Annotated in this window: 21 protein-coding genes; 4 read left to right on the forward strand and 17 right to left on the reverse strand. The window is 55.9% G+C overall.

The features are described from left to right. Positions 1-44 precede the first annotated feature (44 nt). The 14 genes from RAL88_RS06705 to RAL88_RS06770 all read right to left on the reverse strand — a co-directional run bounded on the left by RAL88_RS06705 (position 45) and on the right by RAL88_RS06770 (position 14025). The gene (locus RAL88_RS06705; RefSeq protein ID WP_306268184.1) at positions 45-986 is read right to left on the reverse strand and encodes a nucleoside hydrolase; all 942 of its coding nucleotides are present in this window, start codon (positions 984-986) and stop codon (positions 45-47) included. Between the two features lie 200 nt (positions 987-1186). Next, positions 1187-1885 carry an outer membrane protein gene (locus tag RAL88_RS06710; RefSeq protein WP_306268185.1) on the reverse strand — a complete coding sequence of 233 codons (699 nt, stop codon included), beginning with the start codon at positions 1883-1885 and terminating at the stop codon, positions 1187-1189. Positions 1886-2362: 477 nt separating this feature from the next. Continuing rightward, positions 2363-4288 carry an ATP-dependent zinc metalloprotease FtsH gene (gene ftsH, locus RAL88_RS06715; RefSeq protein ID WP_306268186.1) on the reverse strand — a complete coding sequence of 642 codons (1926 nt, stop codon included), beginning with the start codon at positions 4286-4288 and terminating at the stop codon, positions 2363-2365. 214 nt (positions 4289-4502) lie between these two features. Continuing rightward, positions 4503-5747 carry a tRNA lysidine(34) synthetase TilS gene (gene tilS, locus RAL88_RS06720; RefSeq protein WP_306268188.1) on the reverse strand — a complete coding sequence of 415 codons (1245 nt, stop codon included), beginning with the start codon at positions 5745-5747 and terminating at the stop codon, positions 4503-4505. After that, complete coding sequence (ybgF, locus tag RAL88_RS06725; RefSeq protein WP_306268190.1) at positions 5738-6577, reverse strand: tol-pal system protein YbgF; 840 nt, start codon at positions 6575-6577, stop codon at positions 5738-5740. Before ybgF ends, tilS begins: the two co-directional genes overlap by 10 nt. 408 nt (positions 6578-6985) lie before the next feature. Next, on the reverse strand, positions 6986-7480 hold the full coding sequence (pal, locus tag RAL88_RS06730; RefSeq protein WP_306268192.1) for a peptidoglycan-associated lipoprotein Pal: 495 nt from the start codon (positions 7478-7480) through the stop codon (positions 6986-6988). Between the two features lie 268 nt (positions 7481-7748). Continuing rightward, a complete protein-coding gene (gene tolB, locus RAL88_RS06735) occupies positions 7749-9059 on the reverse strand; it encodes a Tol-Pal system beta propeller repeat protein TolB (RefSeq protein WP_306269600.1) in 1311 nt (436 codons plus the stop codon). Positions 9060-9106: 47 nt separating this feature from the next. Next, complete coding sequence (locus RAL88_RS06740; RefSeq protein ID WP_306268194.1) at positions 9107-10012, reverse strand: cell envelope biogenesis protein TolA; 906 nt, start codon at positions 10010-10012, stop codon at positions 9107-9109. Between the two features lie 18 nt (positions 10013-10030). Beyond that, entirely contained in the window at positions 10031-10486 is a 456-nt protein-coding gene (tolR, locus tag RAL88_RS06745; RefSeq protein WP_306268196.1) for a protein TolR, read from the reverse strand. Positions 10487-10489: 3 nt separating this feature from the next. Further along, the gene (gene tolQ, locus RAL88_RS06750; RefSeq protein WP_306268198.1) at positions 10490-11194 is read right to left on the reverse strand and encodes a protein TolQ; all 705 of its coding nucleotides are present in this window, start codon (positions 11192-11194) and stop codon (positions 10490-10492) included. Between the two features lie 266 nt (positions 11195-11460). After that, positions 11461-11925, reverse strand: coding sequence for a YbgC/FadM family acyl-CoA thioesterase (locus RAL88_RS06755; protein WP_306268200.1), 465 nt, complete (start codon positions 11923-11925; stop codon positions 11461-11463). Between the two features lie 5 nt (positions 11926-11930). Further along, on the reverse strand, positions 11931-12986 hold the full coding sequence (gene ruvB, locus RAL88_RS06760; protein WP_306268202.1) for a Holliday junction branch migration DNA helicase RuvB: 1056 nt from the start codon (positions 12984-12986) through the stop codon (positions 11931-11933). A 96-nt stretch (positions 12987-13082) separates the two neighbouring features. Continuing rightward, positions 13083-13703, reverse strand: coding sequence for a Holliday junction branch migration protein RuvA (ruvA, locus tag RAL88_RS06765; RefSeq protein ID WP_306268204.1), 621 nt, complete (start codon positions 13701-13703; stop codon positions 13083-13085). 127 nt (positions 13704-13830) lie between these two features. After that, positions 13831-14025 carry a DUF1192 domain-containing protein gene (locus tag RAL88_RS06770; protein WP_306268206.1) on the reverse strand — a complete coding sequence of 65 codons (195 nt, stop codon included), beginning with the start codon at positions 14023-14025 and terminating at the stop codon, positions 13831-13833. 72 nt (positions 14026-14097) lie between these two features. Between RAL88_RS06770 and RAL88_RS06775 the strand changes: the two genes are divergently transcribed. Both RAL88_RS06775 and RAL88_RS06780 read left to right on the forward strand, forming a co-directional pair. Next, positions 14098-15123, forward strand: coding sequence for an NAD(P)H-quinone oxidoreductase (locus RAL88_RS06775; protein ID WP_306268208.1), 1026 nt, complete (start codon positions 14098-14100; stop codon positions 15121-15123). Between the two features lie 206 nt (positions 15124-15329). Beyond that, on the forward strand, positions 15330-16055 hold the full coding sequence (locus RAL88_RS06780) for a DUF1013 domain-containing protein (RefSeq protein ID WP_306268209.1): 726 nt from the start codon (positions 15330-15332) through the stop codon (positions 16053-16055). Positions 16056-16120: 65 nt separating this feature from the next. Here the strand turns inward: RAL88_RS06780 and parA are convergent, their stop codons facing one another. The 3 genes from parA to RAL88_RS06795 all read right to left on the reverse strand — a co-directional run bounded on the left by parA (position 16121) and on the right by RAL88_RS06795 (position 19851). Beyond that, the gene (gene parA, locus RAL88_RS06785; RefSeq protein ID WP_306268212.1) at positions 16121-16768 is read right to left on the reverse strand and encodes a ParA family partition ATPase; all 648 of its coding nucleotides are present in this window, start codon (positions 16766-16768) and stop codon (positions 16121-16123) included. Positions 16769-17083: 315 nt separating this feature from the next. Then, positions 17084-17872 carry an SDR family NAD(P)-dependent oxidoreductase gene (locus RAL88_RS06790; protein ID WP_306268213.1) on the reverse strand — a complete coding sequence of 263 codons (789 nt, stop codon included), beginning with the start codon at positions 17870-17872 and terminating at the stop codon, positions 17084-17086. 83 nt (positions 17873-17955) lie between these two features. After that, entirely contained in the window at positions 17956-19851 is a 1896-nt protein-coding gene (locus RAL88_RS06795; protein ID WP_306268215.1) for a propionyl-CoA synthetase, read from the reverse strand. Between the two features lie 464 nt (positions 19852-20315). Between RAL88_RS06795 and RAL88_RS06800 the strand changes: the two genes are divergently transcribed. Together RAL88_RS06800 and RAL88_RS06805 are read left to right on the forward strand one after the other, a co-directional pair. Further along, positions 20316-21071, forward strand: coding sequence for a sulfite exporter TauE/SafE family protein (locus tag RAL88_RS06800; protein WP_306268217.1), 756 nt, complete (start codon positions 20316-20318; stop codon positions 21069-21071). Between the two features lie 152 nt (positions 21072-21223). Further along, positions 21224-23338 (forward strand): flagellin, encoded by a 2115-nt coding sequence (locus tag RAL88_RS06805; RefSeq protein ID WP_306268218.1) that lies wholly within the window; start codon positions 21224-21226, stop codon positions 23336-23338. Positions 23339-23362 lie beyond the last annotated feature (24 nt).

Here is a 23362-nt window from a genome sequence, read left to right on the forward strand (position 1 = left end):
TCATTCACCCAGATCCAGCGTCCGCCCGTCGAAGTCACGCCACCTCAAAGCCGGGCAATGCGCTGCAGCAGCAACCGGTAAAATGCATCATCATCAAGATTACGGACATAGGTGACATTCGGCGGTCGGGCGGACACCTGCCACCAGTCTGCGACAGTCATTCCCAGTGTCAGTTCCGACCCGGTTTCCACCGTGACATTGATGAAACGGGAGGCATAGATTTCCGGTTCCAGCAGATAGGCAATGACATTCGGATCATGCAGAGGACCGCCATCCGTGCCGTATTTATCCTCATCGAAGCGTTCAAAGAACTCCATCCAGCCGGCACAGGCATCACCGACCCGGGACCGAAGAGTTCGAAAACCGCCAATTCGCGTGCCGCTGGTCAGTGCCTGATGGGTACAGTCAAGCGGGATCATTGTGGTGGCAATACCGCTCTCCAGCACAATCGCAGCTGCTTCCGGATCGACAAAAATATTGAATTCCGCCGCCGGAGTGATGTTGCCACCTTCAAAAAACCCTCCCCCAATCATCACAAGACCTTTCAGGCGTGCGGCGATGCGCGGTTCTTTCTGCAGCGCCATGGCGACATTCGTCAAAGGTCCCAGCGTGCAAAGCGTGACACTGGCTTCCGGTTGTTTCATGACCGTCTCGACAATGAAATCCGCGCCACGCTGGCGCTGCAGCGCCATGGTCGGTTCCGGCAGCTCGACCCCGTCAAGTCCGGTCTTGCCATGGACATGTTCCGCCGTTACCAGCGCCCGCTTCAGCGGCCGGTCAGCACCGGCATAGACCGGGACGTCCTGCCGCCCCGCCAGCTCACAAACTATACGGATATTGCGGGTCGTCAGCGCAAGCGGCACATTGCCGGCAACTGCGACAATGCCCAACACATTCAGTTCCGGGCTTGCCAGCGCCAGCAGGATCGCCAGAGCGTCATCCTGCCCCGGATCTGTATCGATGATGATGGAACGAATGTTTGGCACGGCAACCCGCCCTTATACGCTGGTCTTGCCGGTAGCACGACCTTTCTGCCGTGGCCAGATGAGCATGTAGCGCAAACCTATCTGGTGATAAAAACCACAATCCCATGCAATAAAAAACCCGGCACAAGGCCGGGTTTTTCAATTTTACAGATCTTTTTCGAAAGCGGCTCAAACTTGCCTGTTCGAAGAAAAGCCGTGTCTCAATATTCGCCAAATTTAACCTTCAGCACCGCTTCAATATTGTGAGTGCCGAATGAATCAATGGAAACAGGATCATCGCCACCATCCGTATAATCGGTTGAACCGATATGGATATATCGATATCTGGCACCCAGTGACACAGTATCAGTCAAGCTGAAATCCACTCCGGCCATGGCCTGGGCCGCAAAAGCCCAATCGCTGTCGTCGAGATCATCGATCACAGGTACTGTAACATCAATATTTACGTGAGCCGCACCTGCGCCAATACCCACATATGGGCGCCAGCGATCATATTGATTACCAACGATCACATTACCCATGAGGGTCAGAATGCGGGCATCGCCACTCGTATTGAAAGTAACGCCTCCTCCGGAAATTGAATCAACATCAGTGGCAGAATAGCTGACCTCTGCCTCAACGCCGATCATGCTGTTGAAATCATAGCCAACCGAACCACCGATGCGGTAGCCATCTTCAACTTCGACATCAATACCGGTCGTGCCGCCAAGCTCGATCTCGCCATCTACATCTTCCGGCATCACATAGCCGGCATGAAGGCTGGCGTAAAATCCGGCAGGCGGAAGCGGTGCGGGCTCAAATGGTTCAATATACACTGGCTGGGCGAAATCCGCGCCTATTGCCATACCGCTTGAGAATATCAGCGCTGTTCCCGCAAAACATATTTTCTTGAAAAGCATTCTCGTTATTTCCCATGCAAAAGTTACATTTTCAAAGATCAAAGTTCACACAATAAAAAGATCCAAATCTGATTATGCGCAACCGATAGACACTCTTCGTATGACCATCTTCAAATTTAAAGTTGCATGAATTCTCATCAACTATCAATTGCGATAAAGCTCTGAACAATTAAATTATTTTCACTGTGATAAGAATGCCGCACCAGCTTCCCGGCCGTAGAAATTTTCATCTGTTTTGCCGACAATTTGGCTGTCAGTACCGAATTTTTAAATGCAGGAAAGCCGGTTCACTCAATGCGGAATTCAGATCCTGAATTTCCGCGTCAGGCCATGTGTCCATGGCCCTGTCATATCAGCAGAGCGTTGGAACGAAATCCGGCTTAAATGCAAAACGCGCAAAGGTTTCGGGGTGCCGCGGCAACGGCAGGCAATAAAAAACCCGGCACAAAGGCCGGGTTTTGATTCATTTGACACATGTCAGGACGGTTGTGGCTCCATGCCGGGGTCCGGCTCGGAGGGCTTTGACTTGGGCGCCCCTGCATTCGGCACGGCCGAACCACGTGGTGTCGATGGAGTATCATCATCCTCACGCACCGGCGGATTACCCTTCAGCAATTCCTTGATTTCCTCACCGCTGAGAGTTTCATATTCCAGCAACGCCTGAGCCAGCATTTCAAGATCATTCTTCTTGTCGGTCAGAATTTTCTCCGCCTCATCAAAGCCATCTTCGACAATCCGGCGCACTTCCGCATCAATAATCTGCGCTGTGTCCTCCGATACATTCTGGGTCCGGGCCACAGAATGTCCCAGGAAAACCTCTTCCTGATTGTCGCCATAGGCAACCTTGCCGAGCTTGTCGGAAAAGCCCCAGCGGGTCACCATGGCACGCGCCAGTCGTGTGGCCTGCTCGATATCGGAAGATGCACCGGAGGTAACATTCTCCGGGCCAAAGGTCTGCTCTTCAGCAACCCGGCCACCCATCATGATAGCCAAACGGCTCGTCATTTCAGTCAGGCTCATGGAAATCTGGTCGCGCTCAGGCAATTGCATGACCATACCGAGCGCCCGTCCGCGCGGAATGATAGTTGCCTTGTGAACAGGATCAGTCTTCGCCACATTCATCGCCACGATGGCATGGCCCGCTTCATGATAGGCCGTGAGTTTTTTCTCGTCTTCAGTCATCACCAGGGTACGTCGTTCCGCGCCCATCATCACTTTGTCCTTGGCATCTTCAAACTCATTCATGGTGACGATGCGCTTGGAGCGCCGTGCCGCCAGCAAGGCAGACTCGTTGACGAGGTTCATCAGATCCGCTCCGGAAAAGCCCGGTGTTCCACGCGCAACCGTTTTCAAATTGACATCCGGTGCCAGCGGCACGTTGCGCACATGCACCTTCAGGATTTTTTCTCGGCCCGTCACGTCAGGATTCGGCACCACCACTTCGCGGTCAAAACGGCCCGGGCGCAGCAGCGCAGGATCAAGCACGTCAGGCCGGTTGGTGGCAGCAATGATGATCACGCCTTCATTGGCTTCAAAGCCGTCCATTTCCACCAGCAGCTGGTTCAGCGTCTGCTCGCGCTCGTCATTGCCGCCACCAAGACCGGCACCGCGGTGCCGTCCCACAGCGTCAATCTCATCGATGAAGATGATGCAGGGCGCACTTTTCTTGGCCTGCTCGAACATGTCGCGCACACGGCTTGCACCCACGCCGACAAACATTTCCACAAAGTCAGATCCGGAAATCGTGAAGAACGGCACGTTGGCTTCCCCGGCAACAGACCGCGCCAGCAAGGTTTTACCGGTGCCCGGAGGTCCAACCAGCAGCACGCCGCGCGGAATGCGTCCGCCGAGCCGCTGGAACTTCTGCGGTTCGCGCAGAAATTCGACGATTTCTTCCAGATCTTCCTTGGCTTCGTCCACACCGGCAACATCGTCAAAGGTCACTCGGCCATGTTCTTCGGTCAGAAGTTTCGCTTTCGATTTGCCAAAACCCATTGCTCCACCACGGCCACCGCCCTGCATCTGGCGCATGAAGAATATCCACACACCGAGAATGAGGATCATCGGTAGCCAGGAGATCAGCAGGCCGATCAGGCTGAAGCCTTCAGTGTTCGGCGGCTCTGCCGTTACGGCTACGCCACGCTCGGTCAGCTTGTCGACAAAGTCGGCATTGTCCGGCGCACGGGTCAGAAAACGGCCATTATTGTTGTAAACGCCACTGATTTCAGAGCCTGCAATAGTGACACTACGCACGGACCCCTGCTCCACTTCACTGATGAACTGTGAGTACGGCACCGAGTCACCGCGATTTTGCTGACCTGGATTTTGAAACAGGTTAAACAGCGCGATCAGCAGCAGGCCGATAATGATCCAAAGCGCAAAATTGCGGAAGTTTCCGTTCATTCTATGTCCTTAAAAGTTGCTTTGGCCGTTGAAGCGGCTCTAAAACGCGCGACTGGAGTTGTCTCTGCCAACAAAATAGGGAGATGGGTGGCATATGCCAAGGCGCATTCCGGCAAGAAATCAGCTTTCTTTCGATAAGGTGAATGCAAAATCGGGCAAAACGATGCTTTTCCCGGCTGTTTGAACAGTTTTGAGCACCTCAGCCATATATCGATCAGGCCTGCACAAGTGCCGAAAGGGCCGCGAAAACAGGCTCGTCCGTACATGCAACCGGTCCGTCCAGCACGCGTGGCCGGAAATTCACCGCATATGGCAAATGCTCGGGGCAACCAACCGGCACAGTCCGGTGCGGTCGGATTTCGCCCGGTTCATCCGCAGATTCGGACAATTTGATGACAAACCTGCCATCCCAGCAGAGTGTCTGCCCTGCGGCAATCGACACTGTCGGCAGATCACGAAGCGCCCGTGACAAGGTCCAGACCCCGTCTGATCCACGGGACATAACACAGCGTCCGGCAGAAAAGCTCCTGACACTGCCTGCAGTGTTCAAAATTCTGTCAACCGCCTGTGTCGCCTGGGCAAAATCAATCATATAGGCATCGCCTCCGGTAAACCGGACCAACTCCCGCAGGGTTTCCACGGCAATTAATCTGGGAATGCAGCGCAGGGACCGCGATTGCAGTTGCACATCCGCACCATCCAGCCGGCATCCTGATTCAATCGTCACCGCTATTTGCCGCGCCATGATTGTGCGCCAGCGGCCCATCAAGGCGGCATAGGCGACGATTCGCTCTGTGGTGAAGCTTCCTTCATCCAACATCTGCAGCGTCCTGCGCACCCGCGGCCGCTCGAAGCGCAAATTGCTGTTGCTCGGGTCCTCGACCCAACTGATGCCGGCGTCAGCAAGCGCTTTGCGCAGGACATCCCGGCGCAACGACAAAAACGGTCGCAGCACTCTGATCTGCGAATACCGGGTCTGCGGTGCGATGGAGGCATGGCCACGCAGACCGCCGCGCCGGACACGCATCAAAAGCGTCTCAGCGACATCATCCATTGTATGCGCGAGCAGCAATTGCCGGATCCCCAGTCTGCTGCATTCCGCCAGCAGCAAATCACGGCGGATGATGCGGGCCCGTTCGGCAATCCCGGAGGCCGGCCTGTCGCCAGTCCAGGTCAGAATCGTGTGGCCTGCGTTATGTTGCGCGCAGAAACTGGCCACACCAGCTGCTTCATCTGCCGAGGCGGCCCGCAATTTGTGATCCACGGTCAAAACCTGAAGAGGCTGCGAGACGGCATTGACCCGCCGGGCCTCAAGGACACTCGCCAGCAAAGCCATACTGTCGCCACCGCCCGAAACCGCCACAGCGACGCGCTGGTGCCAGTCCAGCAGCGTCAGACACGGCACAAAGTCAGAGAATGCGGAAAGCAAAGTGTCGGGAAACTCTTCCCTCAGATGCATCTGGCCGATCTTCGCTCATCCCGCACACGTTCCTTCACCGGTGTTGAGGCCGCTGGATATTTGCGCACCAGTTCAGCGAAGGTGGCACAGGCGGCTTCCTTTTCCCCCAGCTCACGCAACGACATCCCAAGTTTCAGGAGGCTGTCAGGTGCTTTCGCACTGCCCGGAAATTTGGAATAGGCTTCGAGAAATTCATTTGCAGCGCCCCGGTAATTGCCGCGCACGAACAGGCTTTCGCCAAGCCAGAAACGAGCATCACTGGCAAGCGGATCGGAGGGATTGTCAATCAGGAACTGCCGCAAAGAAGCTTCCGCCGTCTCATAGTCGCCGCGCAGAATATAGCCATAGGCAAGTTCATATTCATCGCGCGGCGAATTTCCGAACGACGCACCCGTTGCCGGTGCGCCTTGTGTGGACGATGGCGGCACAGGCTCAACGCCAAGCCCGCCAGTCGCGCCGATCAGAGCGGACAGATCGAGTGGAGCGCCCTCTGCGGTAGACAATGTCCCGAGATTCCGCGGTGGTGCTCCAAGGCCGGAATTGGATTGCGGTTGCACTGCCGAACCCAGCGGTGCGGAGGGGCTGGGCACAGCATCACGTGTCTGGTTTTGTGGCTGAGCGCCGCCAACAGCGCCAGACGAGCCGTTCTGAAGCGAATATGTCAGCCTCTCAATCTGGCCAGTCAGGTCGCGAATTTGTGCCTCAAGACGGTCCACACGCATGGACAGCTCTGCCATATCCCTGGAGCTTTGCGCAGCTACCGGCAGGGCAAACAGAACAAGCAGCGCCATCGTCGTAAGAACGGAAAGGGGTTTTGCTACCAGTGGCATCTTTTAAATCCTGGAAAAGGCGGTCAGTGGGCATAAGTTTCGCCCCCCAACTACGACAATATTAAGACGGCGACAACGCGGCAATTAGGGTCTGAACTCAGTTAGGAGATTGAATTGGCGCTGCCAGAAAAGCCCAAATGCTATGAACGGATTGCAGGTAAGGCTGGTTGCCTTTCCAAAATCTGTGAAACAACAGTTGGGCTTTCCTGGCAGCGTCCTTTTGCGATGAGCTTGCTTTTGGCCAGGATGTCGTCGCAAAGGCTTGAAAACCAAACGGTTTCCTGCGCCTTCGCTCCTAACTCTGACCAAAATCAAACTCACCAATTCAACCTCCCAACTGAGTCCAGACCCTAGCCAAAAAAAAGGCCCGAACCAAGGTTCGGGCCTTCATCATTTGCCTGCGACCGGCTAGCTGCCGGCGCCTTTCAGCGATGTCACTGAACGGCGGTTCTGAGACCAGCAGGAAATATCGTTACACACGGCAACGGGGCGCTCCTTGCCGTAGGAAATTGTACTCATCCGGCCGGAATTCACGCCGCGGGCAATCAGATAAGCACGCACCGCAGCGGCACGCCGTGCGCCAAGGGCAATATTGTATTCCCTGGTGCCGCGTTCATCGGCGTGACCTTCAACTACGAAATTGTAGGTTGGATATCTTGCCAGCCACTGTGACTGCAAATCCAGAGTGGTTCTGGCACGGGCGGTCAGATCAGTGCTGTCCGTTTCAAAGAACACGCGGTCCCCCACATTGACAGCAAAGTCCTGCGCCGATCCAGGTGTTGCATTTGCCCCACCGGAAGCATTCACATCATATTTTTTTCCAGCACAGCCTGCAACGGCAAGGCCAAGTAATAATACAGCCAACATTTTGACTGCGACGCTGGCACGGATTGTGTGTGCCATTGGACGAAGCACTTGTTGTGCGAACATGTCCGGTAACTCCTAAATTCAAAATCGTTTGTCAGTTCAGGACGACTCATCCGTCCGGACCCTCAAACTGTGCCATTCCGCCTGTCTTCATTCAGATTACGACTGAATTACGGACAAATTTAACATTTCTGTTAGAACGCAGTCTAGTTTATCCATGGTTAAGCCACCGTTCGCAAGCATGGTAAACAGATGGTTAAATCAATCATTCTGCCCGGTCATCCGCGAACGCGCCCCTTCCGGCCTAATTCAGCAATGGTGACCAGGCGGGATCTGAAGCAAAATTCGGTGTCGGCACCTTCCGTTCATTATAGCCGGTCAGGTCAATGGACCACAATGCAGGCCCGGCATTTCCGCCCTGCTGTTCGCGGAAGAACATCAGAACACGGCCATTGGGAGCCCAGGTCGGTCCTTCATTGTGAAATCCCGCCGTCAGAATGCGTTCGCCTGAACCGTCGGTCTGCATCACGCCAATCAGAAACTGTCCCTGATAGAGCTTCGTAAACGCAATCAGATCACCACGCGGAGACCATACAGGGGTTGAATATGACCCTTCACCGAAACTGATTCGCGTTGCTTCACCACCATTGGCACCCATCACATAGAGCTGTTGTGAGCCGCCCCGGTCCGATTCAAACACAATGCGCGCGCCATCCGGTGAGAAGGAAGGCGATGTGTCGATCGAAGGCGAATTCGTCAGCCGCGTTGTCCGCTTGGAGCGCAGATCCATGACATAGATGTTGGCGTTGCCGTCCTGTTGCAGGCTCATCACCACTCGCTGACCGTCCGGTGAGAAGCGCGGCGCAAACGTCATGCCGGGAAAATTGCCCACCACTTCGCGCTGGCCTGTATCGATATTCAACAAAAACACCTGCGGATTGCCTGTCGCATAGGACATGTAGGTGATTTCCTGACGGCTTGGGCTGAAGCGCGGTGTCAGCACCAGCTCGCCGCCACTGGTCAGATATTGTAGAGAAGCGCCATCTTGATCCATGATCGCCAGACGCTTGGTGCGATTGTCCTTGGGGCCGGTCTCGTCAACGAACACGATGCGTGTGTCAAAATAGCCTTTCTCACCGGTCAGGCGCTCATAGATAGCATCTGCAATGATATGAGCCACGCGTCGCCAATTGTCGGGCTGCGTAAAGAAGCGCTGGCCGGCAATCTGTTTACCGGCAAACACGTCCCAAAGCCGGAACTCAGCGCTGATCCGGCCATCGGCTTCCTGGGTAATGCGCCCCACTGCCAGTGCCTGGGCGTCCAGAACCCGCCAGTCGGGAAAGCGCGGCACCGCATCGGGACTCGCAGTCTGGTCGATAAAAGTTGCAGGATCGATTGCCCGGAACAGGGCAGATCGTTCCAGATCATCGATAATCACCTGAGAAACATTCTGGCTGAGTTGATCGGCCTGCCCCGATGCGCCGACAAAGCTGGGAACTGCAATCGGCAGCGGCTGGATATTACCGCGTGTAATATCCAGTTTGAGCTGCGCTGATGCCGAAGTGGAAAAGGCAAAAGCAAGTGCAAAGGCAAACAGAATTGCCCGCATTGGCATGGCAAAAATGCAGTCGATCACGGCTTTATATTGGTGGCGCATAAACATCATCCCTGAAACATTTTTGAAGGATCGAAGTTGAACTCGATCACACTCCAAGTGTCATATTTTTCCTGTGGCATATACGAATAGGGTGCACAGGCCTGGACGGCACGCAAGGCGCGTTCCGCAGCGATCTGAAACGAAAGTCCCGGACCGGAATTCATAACCCGGGGCGCGCCGGCAAGGCTTCCGTCAATATTGAGGACCATCTGAACCTGCACTGCAATGCTTTCCGCCGCTTCCATACCGGCCTGCAGACTCCAGCAGCTTTCCAGCTGACGGCGCAAAAAGTCGATTTCATTCTGGCTGAGCTGATTTGAATTATCACCACCCTGGACACCAAGCTGCTGTTGTACAGGTTCCGGTGCAGCGCCTTGCGGCTTCTGTTTGTTGAGCAGAGCAGCAATCTTGTCACTGCTGAAATCCTCCTGTTTGGGAGGCGTTGGCTGCGCCGGCGGTTTGGGCTTTTTGCGCGGCGGCGGCGCTTTTGCCAACTGCTTGGCAGGTTCCGGCTCTACTTCCGGCTGCTTGGTTTCCACCGGTTCGGGCGGCGCAGGCTCCGGCTCAACAGGTTCAGCAACAGGGTCCGGCTCTGGCGCTGGAGGGGCTGGCGCTGGTGGCGGCGTTGCTTCAACCACCTTTGGCGCAGGCTGGTCTTGCGGTTTTTCCACCGGCTTGTCGGTTTTTACCGGTTTCGGCGGTACCGGTTCAGGTTTGACCGGCGGCGGCGTTTCCGGTTTGGCTTTCAGATCGCCTGCCCGTTTTTGTGACAATTCTTCAAACGGCACAATTTCAATCGGCAGGGCGTCAATATCCGGTGCTTCCAGACGCGCAGGCGCTGGCATGGCAAACATCCCCCAGGTCAGGACGGCCACATGGGCAAAACTGGAAATGATCAGACCGGTTCTCATCAGAGTGTATAAATCGCCTTACTTGCCCGCTTGTCGTTCAGTGGTGACCAGGCCAAGCCGGGTAAATCCGGCTGCGCTGATCGTCCCCATTAACTGCATGATTGTACCGTAATCCGTGTTTCTGTCGCCACGCACATAAATGCGTTCCTCGTAACCGTTCTTCGCAATCGCGGTCAGCTTTTCGACGATCTCGTCAATCGGAATTTCAGTTTCCTGAAGAAATACAACGCCCTCGGCATTGATCGAGATGCTGATCGGTTCGGTGTCACCACTTAATTGCCGCGCCCTGGTTTCCGGCAGATCAATCGGAACACCAACGGTCAGAAGCGGCGCTGCGACCATGAAGATGATCAGCAGCACCAGCATCACATCGACCATCGGTGTGACGTTGATTTCGCTCATCGGCGGCTGATGGCCACGCCCGTTCCGGCGTCGCCCACCTGATCGCCTGCCACCACTTACGTTGACACCCATCGATCAGGCCCTCTCATCCATTTGCCGCGACAAAATGGCGGAGAATTCGTCTGCAAAACCTTCCAGCCTTGTGGTCAGGCGACCTAGCTGGCTGCTGAATTTATTGTAGGCGATAACCGCTGGAATCGCTGCCAGCAGGCCAAGTGCCGTGGCCAGGAGCGCCTCGGCAATTCCCGGTGCCACTACGGCCAGATTGGTGGTCTGCGCCGCGGCAATGGCCTGAAAACTGGTCATGATGCCCCAGACGGTACCGAACAGACCGATGAACGGGCCAGCCGAACCGACCGTCGCCAAAATCAGCAATCGCTGTTCCCAGCGTTCGGTCTGCTGCGCAATCGCAACATCCATGACCTTGTCGAGACGCATCTGCAGGCCGCCAATCGACCGTGCGCCGCCTTCATAAGTGCGTTTCCATTCGCGCATGGCGGTGACAAACAGCGCTGCCGACCCGGTATTGTTGCGTTGCGAAAGTGTGCGGTATAATTCTTCCAGCGACTGGCCCGACCAGAAAATCTGTTCAAACCTGTCCATCTGGCCCTTTGCGCGGCGATACAGGATTGTTTTGTCAATCATGATCGCCCAGCACCAGACCGATGCCAGTATCAGCCCGATCATGACAATTTTCACGATCAGGTGCGCCTGAATAAACAGAGACCACAGCGAAATGTTCGCCCCTGCACTCAGCGCGGACTGGCCAAGATCTTCCATGATTATGTATTCCTTCAGTGCGTGCTTGAGAAGCCGTTCCAACCGGGCAAACAGATGCCTTCCAAATGTCGGGCATTCGTAGCCAGCGTGTGTCTTCAAAAACTGTGTCAATATAAGGGCGCGAATACCGCCGGAAGCCAACAAAAGCCTGCACCGCTTCCGACAGGATTCCGCATCCGGTCAAAGCTGATTAAGACTTTATCAAGGTTAATTTATCGTAACGACCGGACCAAGAACAGCATCGCCGGTCCGTTCACCGTTCCAAATTACTGTGATCTGCAGACAGTTCTGAAAAGCGTTTGAATGTCCGCAGGCAGCCTTTGTGGCCTGCCGTCGCGGATCAGAGCCACAGTGACTTTGGCCTCGACAAGAGTTATGTCATCGCGCAGGACGGATTGTTGAAACACCGCCCGTGCCCCGGAAAACTCAACGATTACGCTGCGCACAAGCAACAGATCGTCAATGCTGGCCCCGGCGCGAAACCGGATGTCCATATGGGCGACCCCGAATGCCATGCCATTTTCCGCCAGTGCGCCATGACTGAGCTTGAGGCAGCGCATGAAATCGCTGCGCCCGCGCTCCATGAATTTCAGGTAGGCGGCATGATACACCACGCCGGAAAAATCTGTGTCCTCAAAATAAATTCGCACTGCGCGTTCATGCACGCCGTCGGCAATCGTGCCATCAATGGTGCTCCAACGGTTCAATTCATTTTGAATTTCGCTGGCCAAGAAACTTATCTGCCCTCTTCAAACAGGCCCGCCTGTTGTGTGCCAAATTCCCGCGGCGCAGCCATGCCCAGATGCCGGAAGGCCTTTGGCGTCAGCATCCGCCCGCGCGGCGTGCGCTGAATATAGCCCTGCTGGATAAGATAAGGCTCGATGATTTCCTCAATTGCATCACGCGGTTCCGACAGGGAGGCCGCGATCGTCTCAATCCCGACAGGCCCACCGCCGAAATTTTCCGCAATGGTTCCAATATAGCGCCGGTCCAGCGCATCCATCCCGGCGGCATCAACTTCCAGCTGCAGCAATGCCGCATCCGCAACCTGCCGGGTGATATCACCGCCGGATTGCACGATGGCAAAATCCCGCACTCTGCGCAGCAGCCGTCCAGCAATCCGCGGCGTGCCGCGCGAGCGGCGGGCAATTTCCTCGGCGCCATCTTTGGAAATGGCAACCTGCATCAGCCGCGCCCCACGGGTGACAATATATTCCAGCTCTTCATCGGTATAAAAATTCAGCCGGATCGGAATTCCGAACCGGTCGCGCAAGGGTGTTGTCAGCAAACCGATGCGCGTCGTCGCAGCAACCAGCGTAAACTTCGCCAGATCAATCCGTACCGAACGGGCGGCAGGCCCTTCCCCGATAATCAGATCCAGTTGGAAATCCTCCATCGCCGGATAGAGAATTTCCTCCACGGCCGGACTGAGACGATGGATTTCGTCGATAAACAGCACGTCGCGCTCTTCCAGATTAGTCAGCAACGCCGCCAGATCACCGGCTTTGGTGATCACCGGGCCGGATGTCGCCCGGAAATTCACTCCCAATTCCCTGGAAACAATCTGAGCCAGCGTGGTTTTGCCCAGTCCGGGTGGTCCGACAAACAGCACATGGTCCAGCGGCTCATTGCGGGTTTTCGCCGCCTCGATGAACACCTGCATGTTTGACCGCGCCTGAGCCTGACCGACAAAATCGGCCAGCCGCTGCGGCCGCAAGGTGGAATCCGCATCGTCCATGTTTTGAGGATCAGGAGCGATGACCCGGTCTGTTGAAGAGGAGGAATCAGTCATGCAATGCTTTTAGAGCACATTCCATCAATTCTGAACTATTTGATGATCGAGATACAAAGCACGATGGACGCAAAGCAGTGCGCTCAACCTGAAGCTCTATCCGCCACTGAGTTCCTTCAGCCCGAGCCGGATCAGAGTCTGGGCATCCACAGCCGCTCCCTCGCGTGCCACGATGCGCGCCAGCGCAGCGCTGGCCTGGGCCTGGGCATATCCCAGATTCACCAGGGCAGAGACGGCATCTGCAACCGGAGCCGCGGCGACACCCTTTCCCAAATCGCTCTGTAGACTTAATTCGGCTGATACCGCGCCTGTCAGCGCCGGCGATTTGTCTTTCAATTCGGCGACAATACGTTGCGCCACTTTCGGGCCGACGCCCGGAGCCCGTGAAACCATCGCCTTGTCCTGCAGGGCGATGGCCGACGCCAGATCACTGGCACTCAAGGTGCTGAGCACCGCCAGCGCGACCTTGGCACCAACCCCCTGCACCGTCATCAACAGGCGAAACCACTCACGCTCGGTGCCGCTGGCAAATCCGAACAGCTTGATTTCCGTCTCACGCACATGGGTTTCGATAAACAGCACAGCCGCCTCCCCAACCTGCGGCAGCGCCTGGAGCGTGGTTGTTGAAGCATGCACCTGATAGCCGACTCCGTGGACATCAATAATGACCCAGTCGTCGCCATAGGAATCAATGCTGCCTTTAAGCTTGCCGATCATGATCTGCATCCTGAATTCTCGTTGCGCTGCCTGTTATGCGGCAAACCCTGATTCGGAGCAACGCAGCGCGAAGCGACGCCGCAACTGAATACAGAACCGGCGTTACAACGGCGATGACCGACTGCAGTCAACTTTTGAAAAACGCCTCGGCAGCGGCAATCGAGCCGCTCTTGCCCTTGATCAGTTCTTCCGTCCTGACGATTTCCTGTTTCAGCGCGGCAATGCGGTCCTGCAATTCCTCCACCGACAAATCGGCCAGATCCTCGCCGACTGCATGGACCGGAGCTTTAATCCTGCGGCCCTCTTCATCATAACGCGCCATATTCCTCTCCCCGCTTGACCACACCGATATCGCTTTGACACTGTGGCGCATCATAAAACGAGGAATTCTGAAATGTCATCATCTGTGCCCGATGCTCTGCCGGAAATCATGACCGTCATCGCCATCTCGGAACCCGGCCCGCCGGAAGTTTTGAAACCCGAACAACGGCGAATAGAAGTACCCCATGAGGGCGAAGTTCTCATCAAAGTCGCGGCAGCCGGCGTGAACCGGCCTGATGTGCTGCAGCGCCAGGGTGCCTATCCCGCCCCGAAAGGCGCCTCTGATCTGCCGGGCCTGGAAGTCTCCGGCACCATCGTCAAACTGGGCCGCGGCACCAGCCGCTACGCAATTGGCGACAAGGTCTGCGCGCTGTGTCCGGGCGGTGGCTATGCCGAATATGTCGCCGTTGCCGAAGGCCATGTCTTGCCTGTTCCGCAGGGCCTGGGGTTTACGCAAGCCGCCGCCCTGCCGGAAACATTTTTTACCGTCTGGACCAATGTCTTTAAACGCGGCGATCTGCAAAGCGGCGAAACCCTGCTGGTTCACGGCGGCAGTTCCGGGATCGGAACCACCGCTATCCAGATTGCCAAGGCACGCGGAGCGAGCGTCATCGCCACCGCCGGATCGGACGAAAAATGCGCCGCCTGCAAGGCACTTGGTGCGGACCACGCGATCAATTATCAGACCACCGATTATGTCGATGCCGTTGACAGTATCACCGGCGGTTCCGGCGCCAATGTCATTCTCGATATGGTCGGCGGCGATTATATTGACCGCAATTACAAAGCTGCGGCCATTGAGGGCCGCATCGTCCAGATCGCCTTTCTGAACGGGGCGATTGCGGAAGTTGATTTCCGCCGCCTCATGATCAAGCGCCTGACACATACCGGCTCGACACTGCGGCCGCAATCGATTGAGGCGAAGACCCGCATTGCGGAAGAACTGGAACGCGAAGTCTGGCCACTGATAGCCAGCGGCAGGGTGATGCCACAGATCGATGCAACATTTGCATTGCAGGAAGCGGCCGCCGCCCATGCCCATATGGAAGCTGGCGATCACATCGGAAAAATTGTTCTGATCGTCTCCGCAGCCGGATGATTGGCAAACAGGAATGAAACCGGCAGCGGGTGACAAAATCCGCTGCCGGTGGCACAGGCTCATTGCGCCCGAGGCAAAACCGCCGTATACAGGGCAAAATTCCCATCAACATGATTGTTCGATGCGGTGCCCCCGGTCCTGGAAAGGGAGGGGCGGCGAGCGGATAAACCTGTCCGCTATACCGATCACAAAACTGAGGAAATGCCATGGCCAACACTCTTTTGATGCCCAAAGCCACCGCCGTCTGGCTGGTTGACAATACAGCACTCTCTTTCGATCAGATTTCTGCGTTCTGCAAGCTGCATCCGCTGGAAGTAAAATCGATTGCCGATGGCGAATTCGCTCAGGGAATCAAGGGACTGGATCCGATTCAGACCGGCCAGCTGACCCGCGAGGAAATTGAAAAGGCGCAGAACGATCCGGCCTATCGGCTGGTCTTGTCCGCACCAAAGGTGCGCGTGCCGGAAAGCAAGCGCCGCGCGCCGCGCTATACACCTGTATCGCGCCGCCAGGACCGGCCGAATGCCATCTTGTGGCTGGTGCGCAACCATCCGGAATTGAAAGATTCCCAGATCATCCGGCTTGTCGGCACAACCAAACCCACCATCGCAGCCATCCGTGACCGCAGCCACTGGAATTCGGCCAATCTGACGCCAATGGATCCGGTAACGCTCGGGCTGAGCAGCCAGATTGATCTGGATATGGAAGTCACCAAATCCTCCAAGGACGCACCGGCCAAACCGGAGGAAGAACAAGGCGCAACATTGTTGTCTCCGGAAGAAACCACTTCGCTGGACGCTTTGGAAAGAGCCGGTGCCGCCCTGTTCGGCGGTGCGCCCATGCCAGCTGCTGCGGATGAGGAAAAAGAACTTGACGCCGATGCGGTTTTTGCCAAGTTGAAAAACCTGAAAAGCGACGACGACAGCAAGTAGGTCTCTCTGCCACCTTGATCGCTCCTCTTCGAACGAAGAGGAGCTTCTGGCTTCTGGCTTCCGGCTTATTCCTTCAAGGCTTTTTGGATTTCCTTGAACAGGGCCCAAATTTCCTCAATGGCAAGTTTGTTACTGCCGCTTTCCAGAACAGAACTACCCTTTCCCATGGCCGCCGCATAGGCAGTACGGTTACCGAGCATCGTCTTTGCGACAGTCGGACCGTAGCCGTTCAGCACCTCCAGAACCTCGCCGGTGAGTTTTGCGCGTGGCGGCACCCGGTTGACAACAACCAGCGCCGGAACCCGCTCTTTTGCGGCAAGATCGAGTGTCAGCTGAGTGGCCCAAAGGTCGACCGGAGAGGGTTGCATGGGAACCAGAACCAGAGATGCGGCCTCGATTGCAGGCTGTGCCTCGCGGTCCGATTTTGGCGGCGTATCGGCAAAAACAAAGTCGTGGTCCCGCGCCATGGCCCGGGCTTCACGCCGCGCGCCCCAGCCACTGGCTGTGCGGAAACTGAACCCGGCCCCCTGTTCACCCAGGGCTTCCTCGCGGGCTTCAAACCATTCTCCCAGACTGCCCTGCGGATCAATATCAAGCAGCGCAACGGAAGCGCCTTTTTTTGACAGCAGCGCGGCCGCAGCCATATGCGCCGTCAGGGTGGTTTTTCCCGAGCCACCCTTTTGCTGGGCAATGGTAATGATGGTTCCCGTCATGGCATATGCCTTTCAAAACTGAGTAATGCCACTATGGCATATTGCACTGCACAATCGCAAGCGGTCTGAATGGCAGCCGCGACTGTTTTCACAATCGGCATGATGAGATAGGCAAATGAACCTGCACAGACCCTAGACCGAAGCGTGACCGGACAATCGCTGTGGATGTCGTGTCGTGGTCCAGCGCGCCTGATGCAAGGTTGATCGCTTTTCAGATTTCCAAATTTGGAGACTGACATATGGTCCCCCGGCCACGCAGCAGCCTGAAACGGAGGTTGAGCGGATATCGATCCAGCGCCCAGCCGGGTGGCCGGATTATGTCTCGTCCACTTCGACAGTGTAATTCAGCGCCAGCCGGCCACCATCGGCGTAAATCGTTTGACCGGTGATATAACTTGCATCATCGGAGGCCAGAAAGGCTGCGATGGAAGCGATTTCCGACGCCTCCCCAATCCGCCCCATTGGAGTTCGTGACAGGATACGCGTTTTCGCCGCGGCATCATCGTTTACGGCCGCCAGTATATCGGTGTTGATGGACCCTGGACCAATCGCATTGACGCGAATCCCGTGTGCAGCCAGCGATAGCGCCATCACCTTTGTCAGTTGCTGAATGCCACCTTTGGAAATCGAGTATGGCACCTGAGTCGCGATCGCCACCTGTGCGTTGATGCTGGACATATTGATGATTGAACCCGGCACCCGGCCCTGTTCAATCTGATCCACCATCTGCCGAGCAGCTGCCTGCCCGCACAGAAAGGCACCTTTCAGATTGACCCGCATCACCCGGTCGAAATCTTCTTCGGAAATATCCAGAAAATCGTCGCCATGGATGATTCCGGCATTGTTGACCAGAATATCAACAGCGTTGAACCTGTCCAGCGTAGCGGCCATCAGATTGCGCACCGACAGCCGGTCTCCCACATCACAAAGGATAAATTGCACATCACCCAGTTCCGACATGGCCTTTTCGGCGGCATTGCCAGCCTTTTCATCGACATCTGCGATGACCACACAGGCACCCATTTCCAGAAAGCGGCGGGCGCAGGCCCGCCCGATACCTTTGGCGCCGCCGGTTATGATGGCTGTCTTGTCATCCAAGATCATGAAAAATCCTATATCTGCACAGCAAAGCGCGACCATGCCGTTTTCCGCTTGTAAATTCAAGAACCGGGTTTGCCGGTCCGCATTCAGCTTTTTGCAAGAACGGCGGCGATTTCGTCGACGATGGCCGGGTCGTCAATGGTCGCAGGAATGGTAAAGGGCTCCCCCTCGGCAAGTTTCTGCATAATCGCCCGCAGAATTTTGCCCGACCGGGTTTTCGGCAGCCGCGAGACCGTCACCACATTCTTGAAGGCAGCCACCGGACCGATTGTGTCCCGCACCAGTTTTACCACTTCCGCCTCGATGTCAGCGCTTGGCCGGTCGACGCCGGAATTCAGGATCAGGAACCCCATCGGCAACTGGCCTTTCAACGCGTCCTTCACGCCGACCACAGCGCATTCGGCAACGTCGGGATGGTTGGCAACGGCTTCTTCCATTCCGCCGGTGGACAATCTGTGCCCTGCGACATTGATGATGTCGTCGGTTCGGGACATGATGAAAAGGTAGCCATCTTCATCGACAAAACCGGCATCGGCGGTTTTATAAAAGCCCGGAAAATCATCCAGATAGGCCTGCCTGAAACGTTCTTCAGCGTGCCACAATGTCGGCAGGCAGGAAGGAGGCAACGGCAGCTTCACCACGATATTGCCCAGAACCCCGCATTCGACCGGATGGCCTTCATCGTCCAGAACCCGCACATCATAGCCCGGCATCGGCACTGAAGGTGAGCCTTTCTTCACCGGGAGCGCCCCGAGGCCAACCGGATTACCCGCTATCGCCCAACCGGTTTCCGTCTGCCACCAGTGGTCAATCACAGGCACACCGAGATGATCCTGCGCCCACTGGATCGTATCCGGGTCTGCGCGTTCTCCGGCAAGGAACAAGGTGCGCAGGCTGGAAATGTCATAACGCTCCAGGTGCAAGCCTTTCGGATCTTCCTTCTTGATGGCCCGGAATGCTGTCGGAGCCGTAAACAGCGCCGCCACCTTGTGCTCTTCAATGACGCGCCAGAATGTCCCGGCATCGGGCGTGCCAACCGGCTTTCCCTCAAACAGCAATGTGGTGCAGCCGCGCAGCAGCGGGGCATAGACAATATAGGAATGCCCGACCACCCAGCCCACATCCGACGCTGCCCAGAAGACATCACCAGGGGCCATGTCGTAGATCGCCGACATCGACCAGTTCATCGCAACCATGTGGCCGCCATTGTCGCGGACCACACCTTTCGGCTGGCCGGTGGTGCCGGAGGTGTAGAGTATGTAAAGTGGATCTGTCGCCTTCAGCGCGACGCAGTCGCTGGTCTTGTTTTGCGCTTTCGCCGCCGTTACCGCCCTGTCATAATCCAGATCGCGTCCCTCAATCAGGCTTGCAGTCTGCTGCTCGCGTTGCAGGATCAGGCAACAGCCAGGCTTGTGATCGGCCATCGCCACGGCTTCATCGAGCAGCGGCTTATAGGCGATGATCCTGCTGGGTTCGATCCCGCAAGATGCACTGATGATGATTTTGGGTTGGCAATCATTGATGCGTTTTGCCAGTTCGCTGGCAGCAAATCCGCCAAACACCACCGAGTGAACGGCACCAATCCGGGCGCAGGCCAGCATCGCAATCACGGCTTCGGGAACCATCGGCATGTAGATCACCACACGGTCGCCTGGCGCAACACCCTGCTCCTGCAGAACCGCTCCCAATGCCGAAACTTCCTGTTTCAATTCGGCAAAACTGATGACACGTTTGCTGTTCGTTACTGCACTGTCATAGATGATCGCTGCCTGGCCGGACCTTCCCCCATCTGCATGCCGGTCAACACAATTATAACAGGTGTTTGCCACGGCATCAGGGTACCAGTGGCCATAAACACCAAGTGTGTTATCGAAAGCTGTGCGGGGCGCAGTGAACCAGTCGATCTCCTCCGCCGCCTCTAGCCAGAAAGCTTCCGGGTCTGTTTTCCAGGCGTCATAGACATCAAAATAGCGGCTGCTCACAGGCTCAACCCTCCCCCGTATTGGCTCCGTATCGGCGCGTCCGATATGACAGAGACACTAAGAGGGCAACCGCCGCCTGTCTACTCAACCTTGGTGGAAACGCACCCGGATGGATCGATGTCGAAATGCCGGCTGATTGCGATCGATCTGCCATGCAAAGTTGATAAAAATTTAGTTTAACTCTATTTCAGTTAACCCACCATCAATAACCCTATAATATGAAAATTAACTCAAAACAGATTAATTCGATTTTCTCACTGCTTAAGTGCAGGTTGCCGGAGGGCATTGGCCTGATTGGTTTATCAATTCTGTCCCCGGTTCAGCCACGCATAACCGGACCGCATCATGTCCTGTCCGCATTGGCGCTGATACAATTCGTATCAGTTTTGAAATTGATGTGAAAATTCAACCTGAACAGCATCTCAGGGCTTGCGCGCAATTTCGTCTGCGGGCATGAAAGGCAAATGATTTCCGATCCGATTTTTTACCTGGCTGCGATTCCGGCAGTTCTGTTTGTGGGCATCTCAAAAGGCGGCCTTGGCGCAATTGCATTATTCGGCGTGCCGATCATGTCCCTCGTCATTTCGCCGGTTCAGTCTGCAGCTATCATGCTGCCAATCCTTTTGGTCATGGATGTGGTCGCGATCCGCTCATATTGGGGCGTATTTGACCGCCAGTTGCTGATCGACATGCTGCCGGCCGGCATCGCCGGGATCACTGTGGGCTGGGCGACAGCACTTTATGTTGATGACGCTATGCTGCGATTTTTACTTGGCGTCATTACACTTCTGTTTACAGCAAAATATTTTTTCTGGAGCGATGACGGAAAGCCCCAGCCAAGAAATCCGGTGAAAGCAGTCGCCGCCGGGTTCGCCGCCGGCTATACCAGCTTTGTCAGCCATGCCGGCTCGCCGCCCTATCAGCTTTATACCCTGCCGCTGAAGATGGATCGACGCCTGTTCGCCGGCACCGCGGTCATGTTTTTCGCAGTAATGAACGCGATAAAACTGATCCCCTATTTTGCCCTTGGTCAGTTGGATACAACCAATCTGACCACCTCCGCTGTACTGATGCCTCTGGCCTTTGTCTCAACGCTGCTTGGTATATGGCTGGTGAAAGTAGTCAGCCAAACGGCGTTCTACCGCATTGTCTATACGGCGCTGCTGCTGGTTTCACTGAAACTCATCTGGGACGGCCTGGTGGGTTACAATCTGATCTGAACACACTCTATCGGTTGCATTTTGTGAAGCATTAGAACCAGAGTGCGGCATTTTTGCACCCCGTTAACTTGGCATTAGAACCTTTCTTGGCATCTTTCCACCGCGCCCCAGAAGCGGGCTGCTTTTGTTGAGTTCCAAGAAAGGACACTACCATGGGGTCAGATATTACCCTCTCCAGAGCCGTACGCGGCAACCTGCTTTCCCTGCAGAGCACATCAGATCTATTGACGAAGACACAGGAGCGCCTCTCCACGGGCCTCAAGGTGAATTCGGCTTTGGATAATCCGACAAACTTTTTCACGGCTTCATCTTTGAACAGCCGCGCAAGTGATTTGAGCCGTCTTCTGGACTCTGTTGGTAACGCAACACAGACACTGGAAGCAGCTGACAATGGTATTTCTGCCATTACCGATCTGGTTGAAGCAGCTCAGGCGACCGCTCGTCAGGCATTGCAGACTGCCTCTGGCATCACTGGCGGTACAGATGTCGCTGCGAGCCTCGCCGGAACTGGTGCATCGCTTCTGGCGGATGCAGCGGCATCGGTGGCCGGGTCAGGTGCAGCCCTTCTGGCAGACGCACCGGCTACGGTCGCTGGAACGGGCGCAACCTTGCTGCCTGACGCTGCCGGTACTGTAACCGGCACTGCTGACACCTCCGCTCTGACTGCCACGGCAGGTGATCTGGTCATCAACGGCACCACAATCACCTTCGCTGGCACCGAGAATCAGGCTGCCATCCTGTCGGCGATTAATGCCGAGACCGGCACCACAGGTGTGACGGCCACAGTCGATGGATCAAACCAGTTGGTTCTGACCGGGGCTGACGCTGATACGGACGTTGATATTGGCGCAGGTTCCACGGGCGGCACCCTGACAGAACTCGGGCTGTCAGCTGGCAACAATGCTGCCACCAACCTTCTGTCCCAGGGTTTCTCGGCTAACGAGACACTGGAACTCACTGTTGGAAGCGGCAGCCTTCAGACAATTACATTCGGCAATGGTGCCGGGCAAGTTTCCACACTGGCCGAACTCAACACAGCACTGGGCAGCGTTACCGGCGCAACAGCCAGCGTTGATTCCAGCGGCAACCTGTCTGTCGTCGGCTCAAACAACGAAGACAGCATCACAGTCGGTGGCACGTCCAACTCGGCATTGCTGGGCACAACGGATGCAACCACAACAGCCACCAACCTTCTATCTCAGGGTTTCGCGCAAGGCGAAACACTGCAAATCACGGTTGGTAGCGGCAGCGTCCAGACAATCACTTTCGGAACCGATGGTGGTTCCGGTGAAGTATCAACTCTGGCCGAACTGACTGCAGCTCTCGGCGGAATTACCGGTGCGACTGCCAGCATCGACGCCAACGGCAACCTCTCGGTTCTGGGTTCCAACACGGAAGACAGCATCACAATCGGCGGTACGTCCAACTCGGCACTGTTGGGAACGTCTGATGCGACCACATCGGCCACAAATCTGCTATCTCAGGGCTTCAGCCAAAACCAAACACTCGATATAACAATCGGCAGCGGCTCAACCCAGTCCATCGTGTTTGGTACCGGTATCGGTGAGGTGTCGACCCTTGCTGAACTGGACACGGCTCTTGGTGCTCTGACGGATGTTACGGCAAGTGTTGATAGCTCCGGAAATCTGTCCCTGACGGCCGCTTCGGCAGCAGCCAGCGATTCGATCGTTGTGGGCGGTACATCGGACTCCTCACTTCTCGGCACTACGGATGGCACCACAGCTGCAACTGTCACCGGCGGCACAAACCGCCGTGAGTCACTGGAAAACGATTTCAACGAACTCCTGGTCCAGATTGACCAGTTGAAAAACGATGCCGGCTTCAACGGTAAGAACCTCCTGGATGGCGATGATCTGAAAGTTATCTTCAACGAAGATGGCTCCAGTTCCATGACCATCGGCGGTGTGTCTTTCGACAGCGCCGGACTTGGATTGAGCGCGGTGGCAACCGGTGCATTCGATGCAGACAGTGCAATCGAAGCGACACTGGCCTCTCTGGACACGGCAACCTCAACCTTGCGGACCCAGGCCTCCAAATTCGGTTCGAACCTGTCTGTGGTGGAAACCCGTGAAAACTTCACCAAAGAGACCATCAACACTCTGGAAACAGGTGCTGCCAATCTGACACTGGCAGATCTGAACGAAGAAGGCGCGAACCTGTTGTCGCTTCAGACCCGTCAGTCCCTGTCATCCACAGCGCTGTCACTGGCCTCGCAGGCTGATCAGAACGTGTTGCGGTTGCTCTAAACTCCGCAAATCGGCTAACATTGA

The sequence above is a fragment of the Pararhizobium sp. IMCC3301 genome (genome assembly GCF_030758315.1).
In the GTDB taxonomy this organism is placed as follows: Bacteria; Pseudomonadota; Alphaproteobacteria; order Rhizobiales.

Excerpts from the sequence above, each read along its gene's own strand:
- RAL88_RS06710 (WP_306268185.1), bottom strand. The coding sequence starts at position 1,885 with ATGCTTTTCAAGAAAATATGTTTTGCGGGAACAGCGCTGATATTCTCA.
- ftsH (WP_306268186.1), bottom strand. The coding sequence starts at position 4,288 with ATGAACGGAAACTTCCGCAATTTTGCGCTTTGGATCATTATCGGCCTG.
- tilS (WP_306268188.1), bottom strand. The coding sequence starts at position 5,747 with ATGCATCTGAGGGAAGAGTTTCCCGACACTTTGCTTTCCGCATTCTCT.
- ybgF (WP_306268190.1), bottom strand. The coding sequence starts at position 6,577 with ATGCCACTGGTAGCAAAACCCCTTTCCGTTCTTACGACGATGGCGCTG.
- pal (WP_306268192.1), bottom strand. The coding sequence starts at position 7,480 with ATGGCACACACAATCCGTGCCAGCGTCGCAGTCAAAATGTTGGCTGTA.
- tolB (WP_306269600.1), bottom strand. The coding sequence starts at position 9,059 with ATGCCAATGCGGGCAATTCTGTTTGCCTTTGCACTTGCTTTTGCCTTT.
- RAL88_RS06740 (WP_306268194.1), bottom strand. The coding sequence starts at position 10,012 with ATGAGAACCGGTCTGATCATTTCCAGTTTTGCCCATGTGGCCGTCCTG.
- tolR (WP_306268196.1), bottom strand. The coding sequence starts at position 10,486 with ATGGGTGTCAACGTAAGTGGTGGCAGGCGATCAGGTGGGCGACGCCGG.
- tolQ (WP_306268198.1), bottom strand. The coding sequence starts at position 11,194 with ATGGAAGATCTTGGCCAGTCCGCGCTGAGTGCAGGGGCGAACATTTCG.
- ruvB (WP_306268202.1), bottom strand. The coding sequence starts at position 12,986 with ATGACTGATTCCTCCTCTTCAACAGACCGGGTCATCGCTCCTGATCCT.
- ruvA (WP_306268204.1), bottom strand. The coding sequence starts at position 13,703 with ATGATCGGCAAGCTTAAAGGCAGCATTGATTCCTATGGCGACGACTGG.
- RAL88_RS06770 (WP_306268206.1), bottom strand. The coding sequence starts at position 14,025 with ATGGCGCGTTATGATGAAGAGGGCCGCAGGATTAAAGCTCCGGTCCAT.
- RAL88_RS06775 (WP_306268208.1), top strand. The coding sequence starts at position 14,098 with ATGTCATCATCTGTGCCCGATGCTCTGCCGGAAATCATGACCGTCATC.
- RAL88_RS06780 (WP_306268209.1), top strand. The coding sequence starts at position 15,330 with ATGGCCAACACTCTTTTGATGCCCAAAGCCACCGCCGTCTGGCTGGTT.
- parA (WP_306268212.1), bottom strand. The coding sequence starts at position 16,768 with ATGACGGGAACCATCATTACCATTGCCCAGCAAAAGGGTGGCTCGGGA.
- RAL88_RS06790 (WP_306268213.1), bottom strand. The coding sequence starts at position 17,872 with ATGATCTTGGATGACAAGACAGCCATCATAACCGGCGGCGCCAAAGGT.
- RAL88_RS06800 (WP_306268217.1), top strand. The coding sequence starts at position 20,316 with ATGATTTCCGATCCGATTTTTTACCTGGCTGCGATTCCGGCAGTTCTG.
- RAL88_RS06805 (WP_306268218.1), top strand. The coding sequence starts at position 21,224 with ATGGGGTCAGATATTACCCTCTCCAGAGCCGTACGCGGCAACCTGCTT.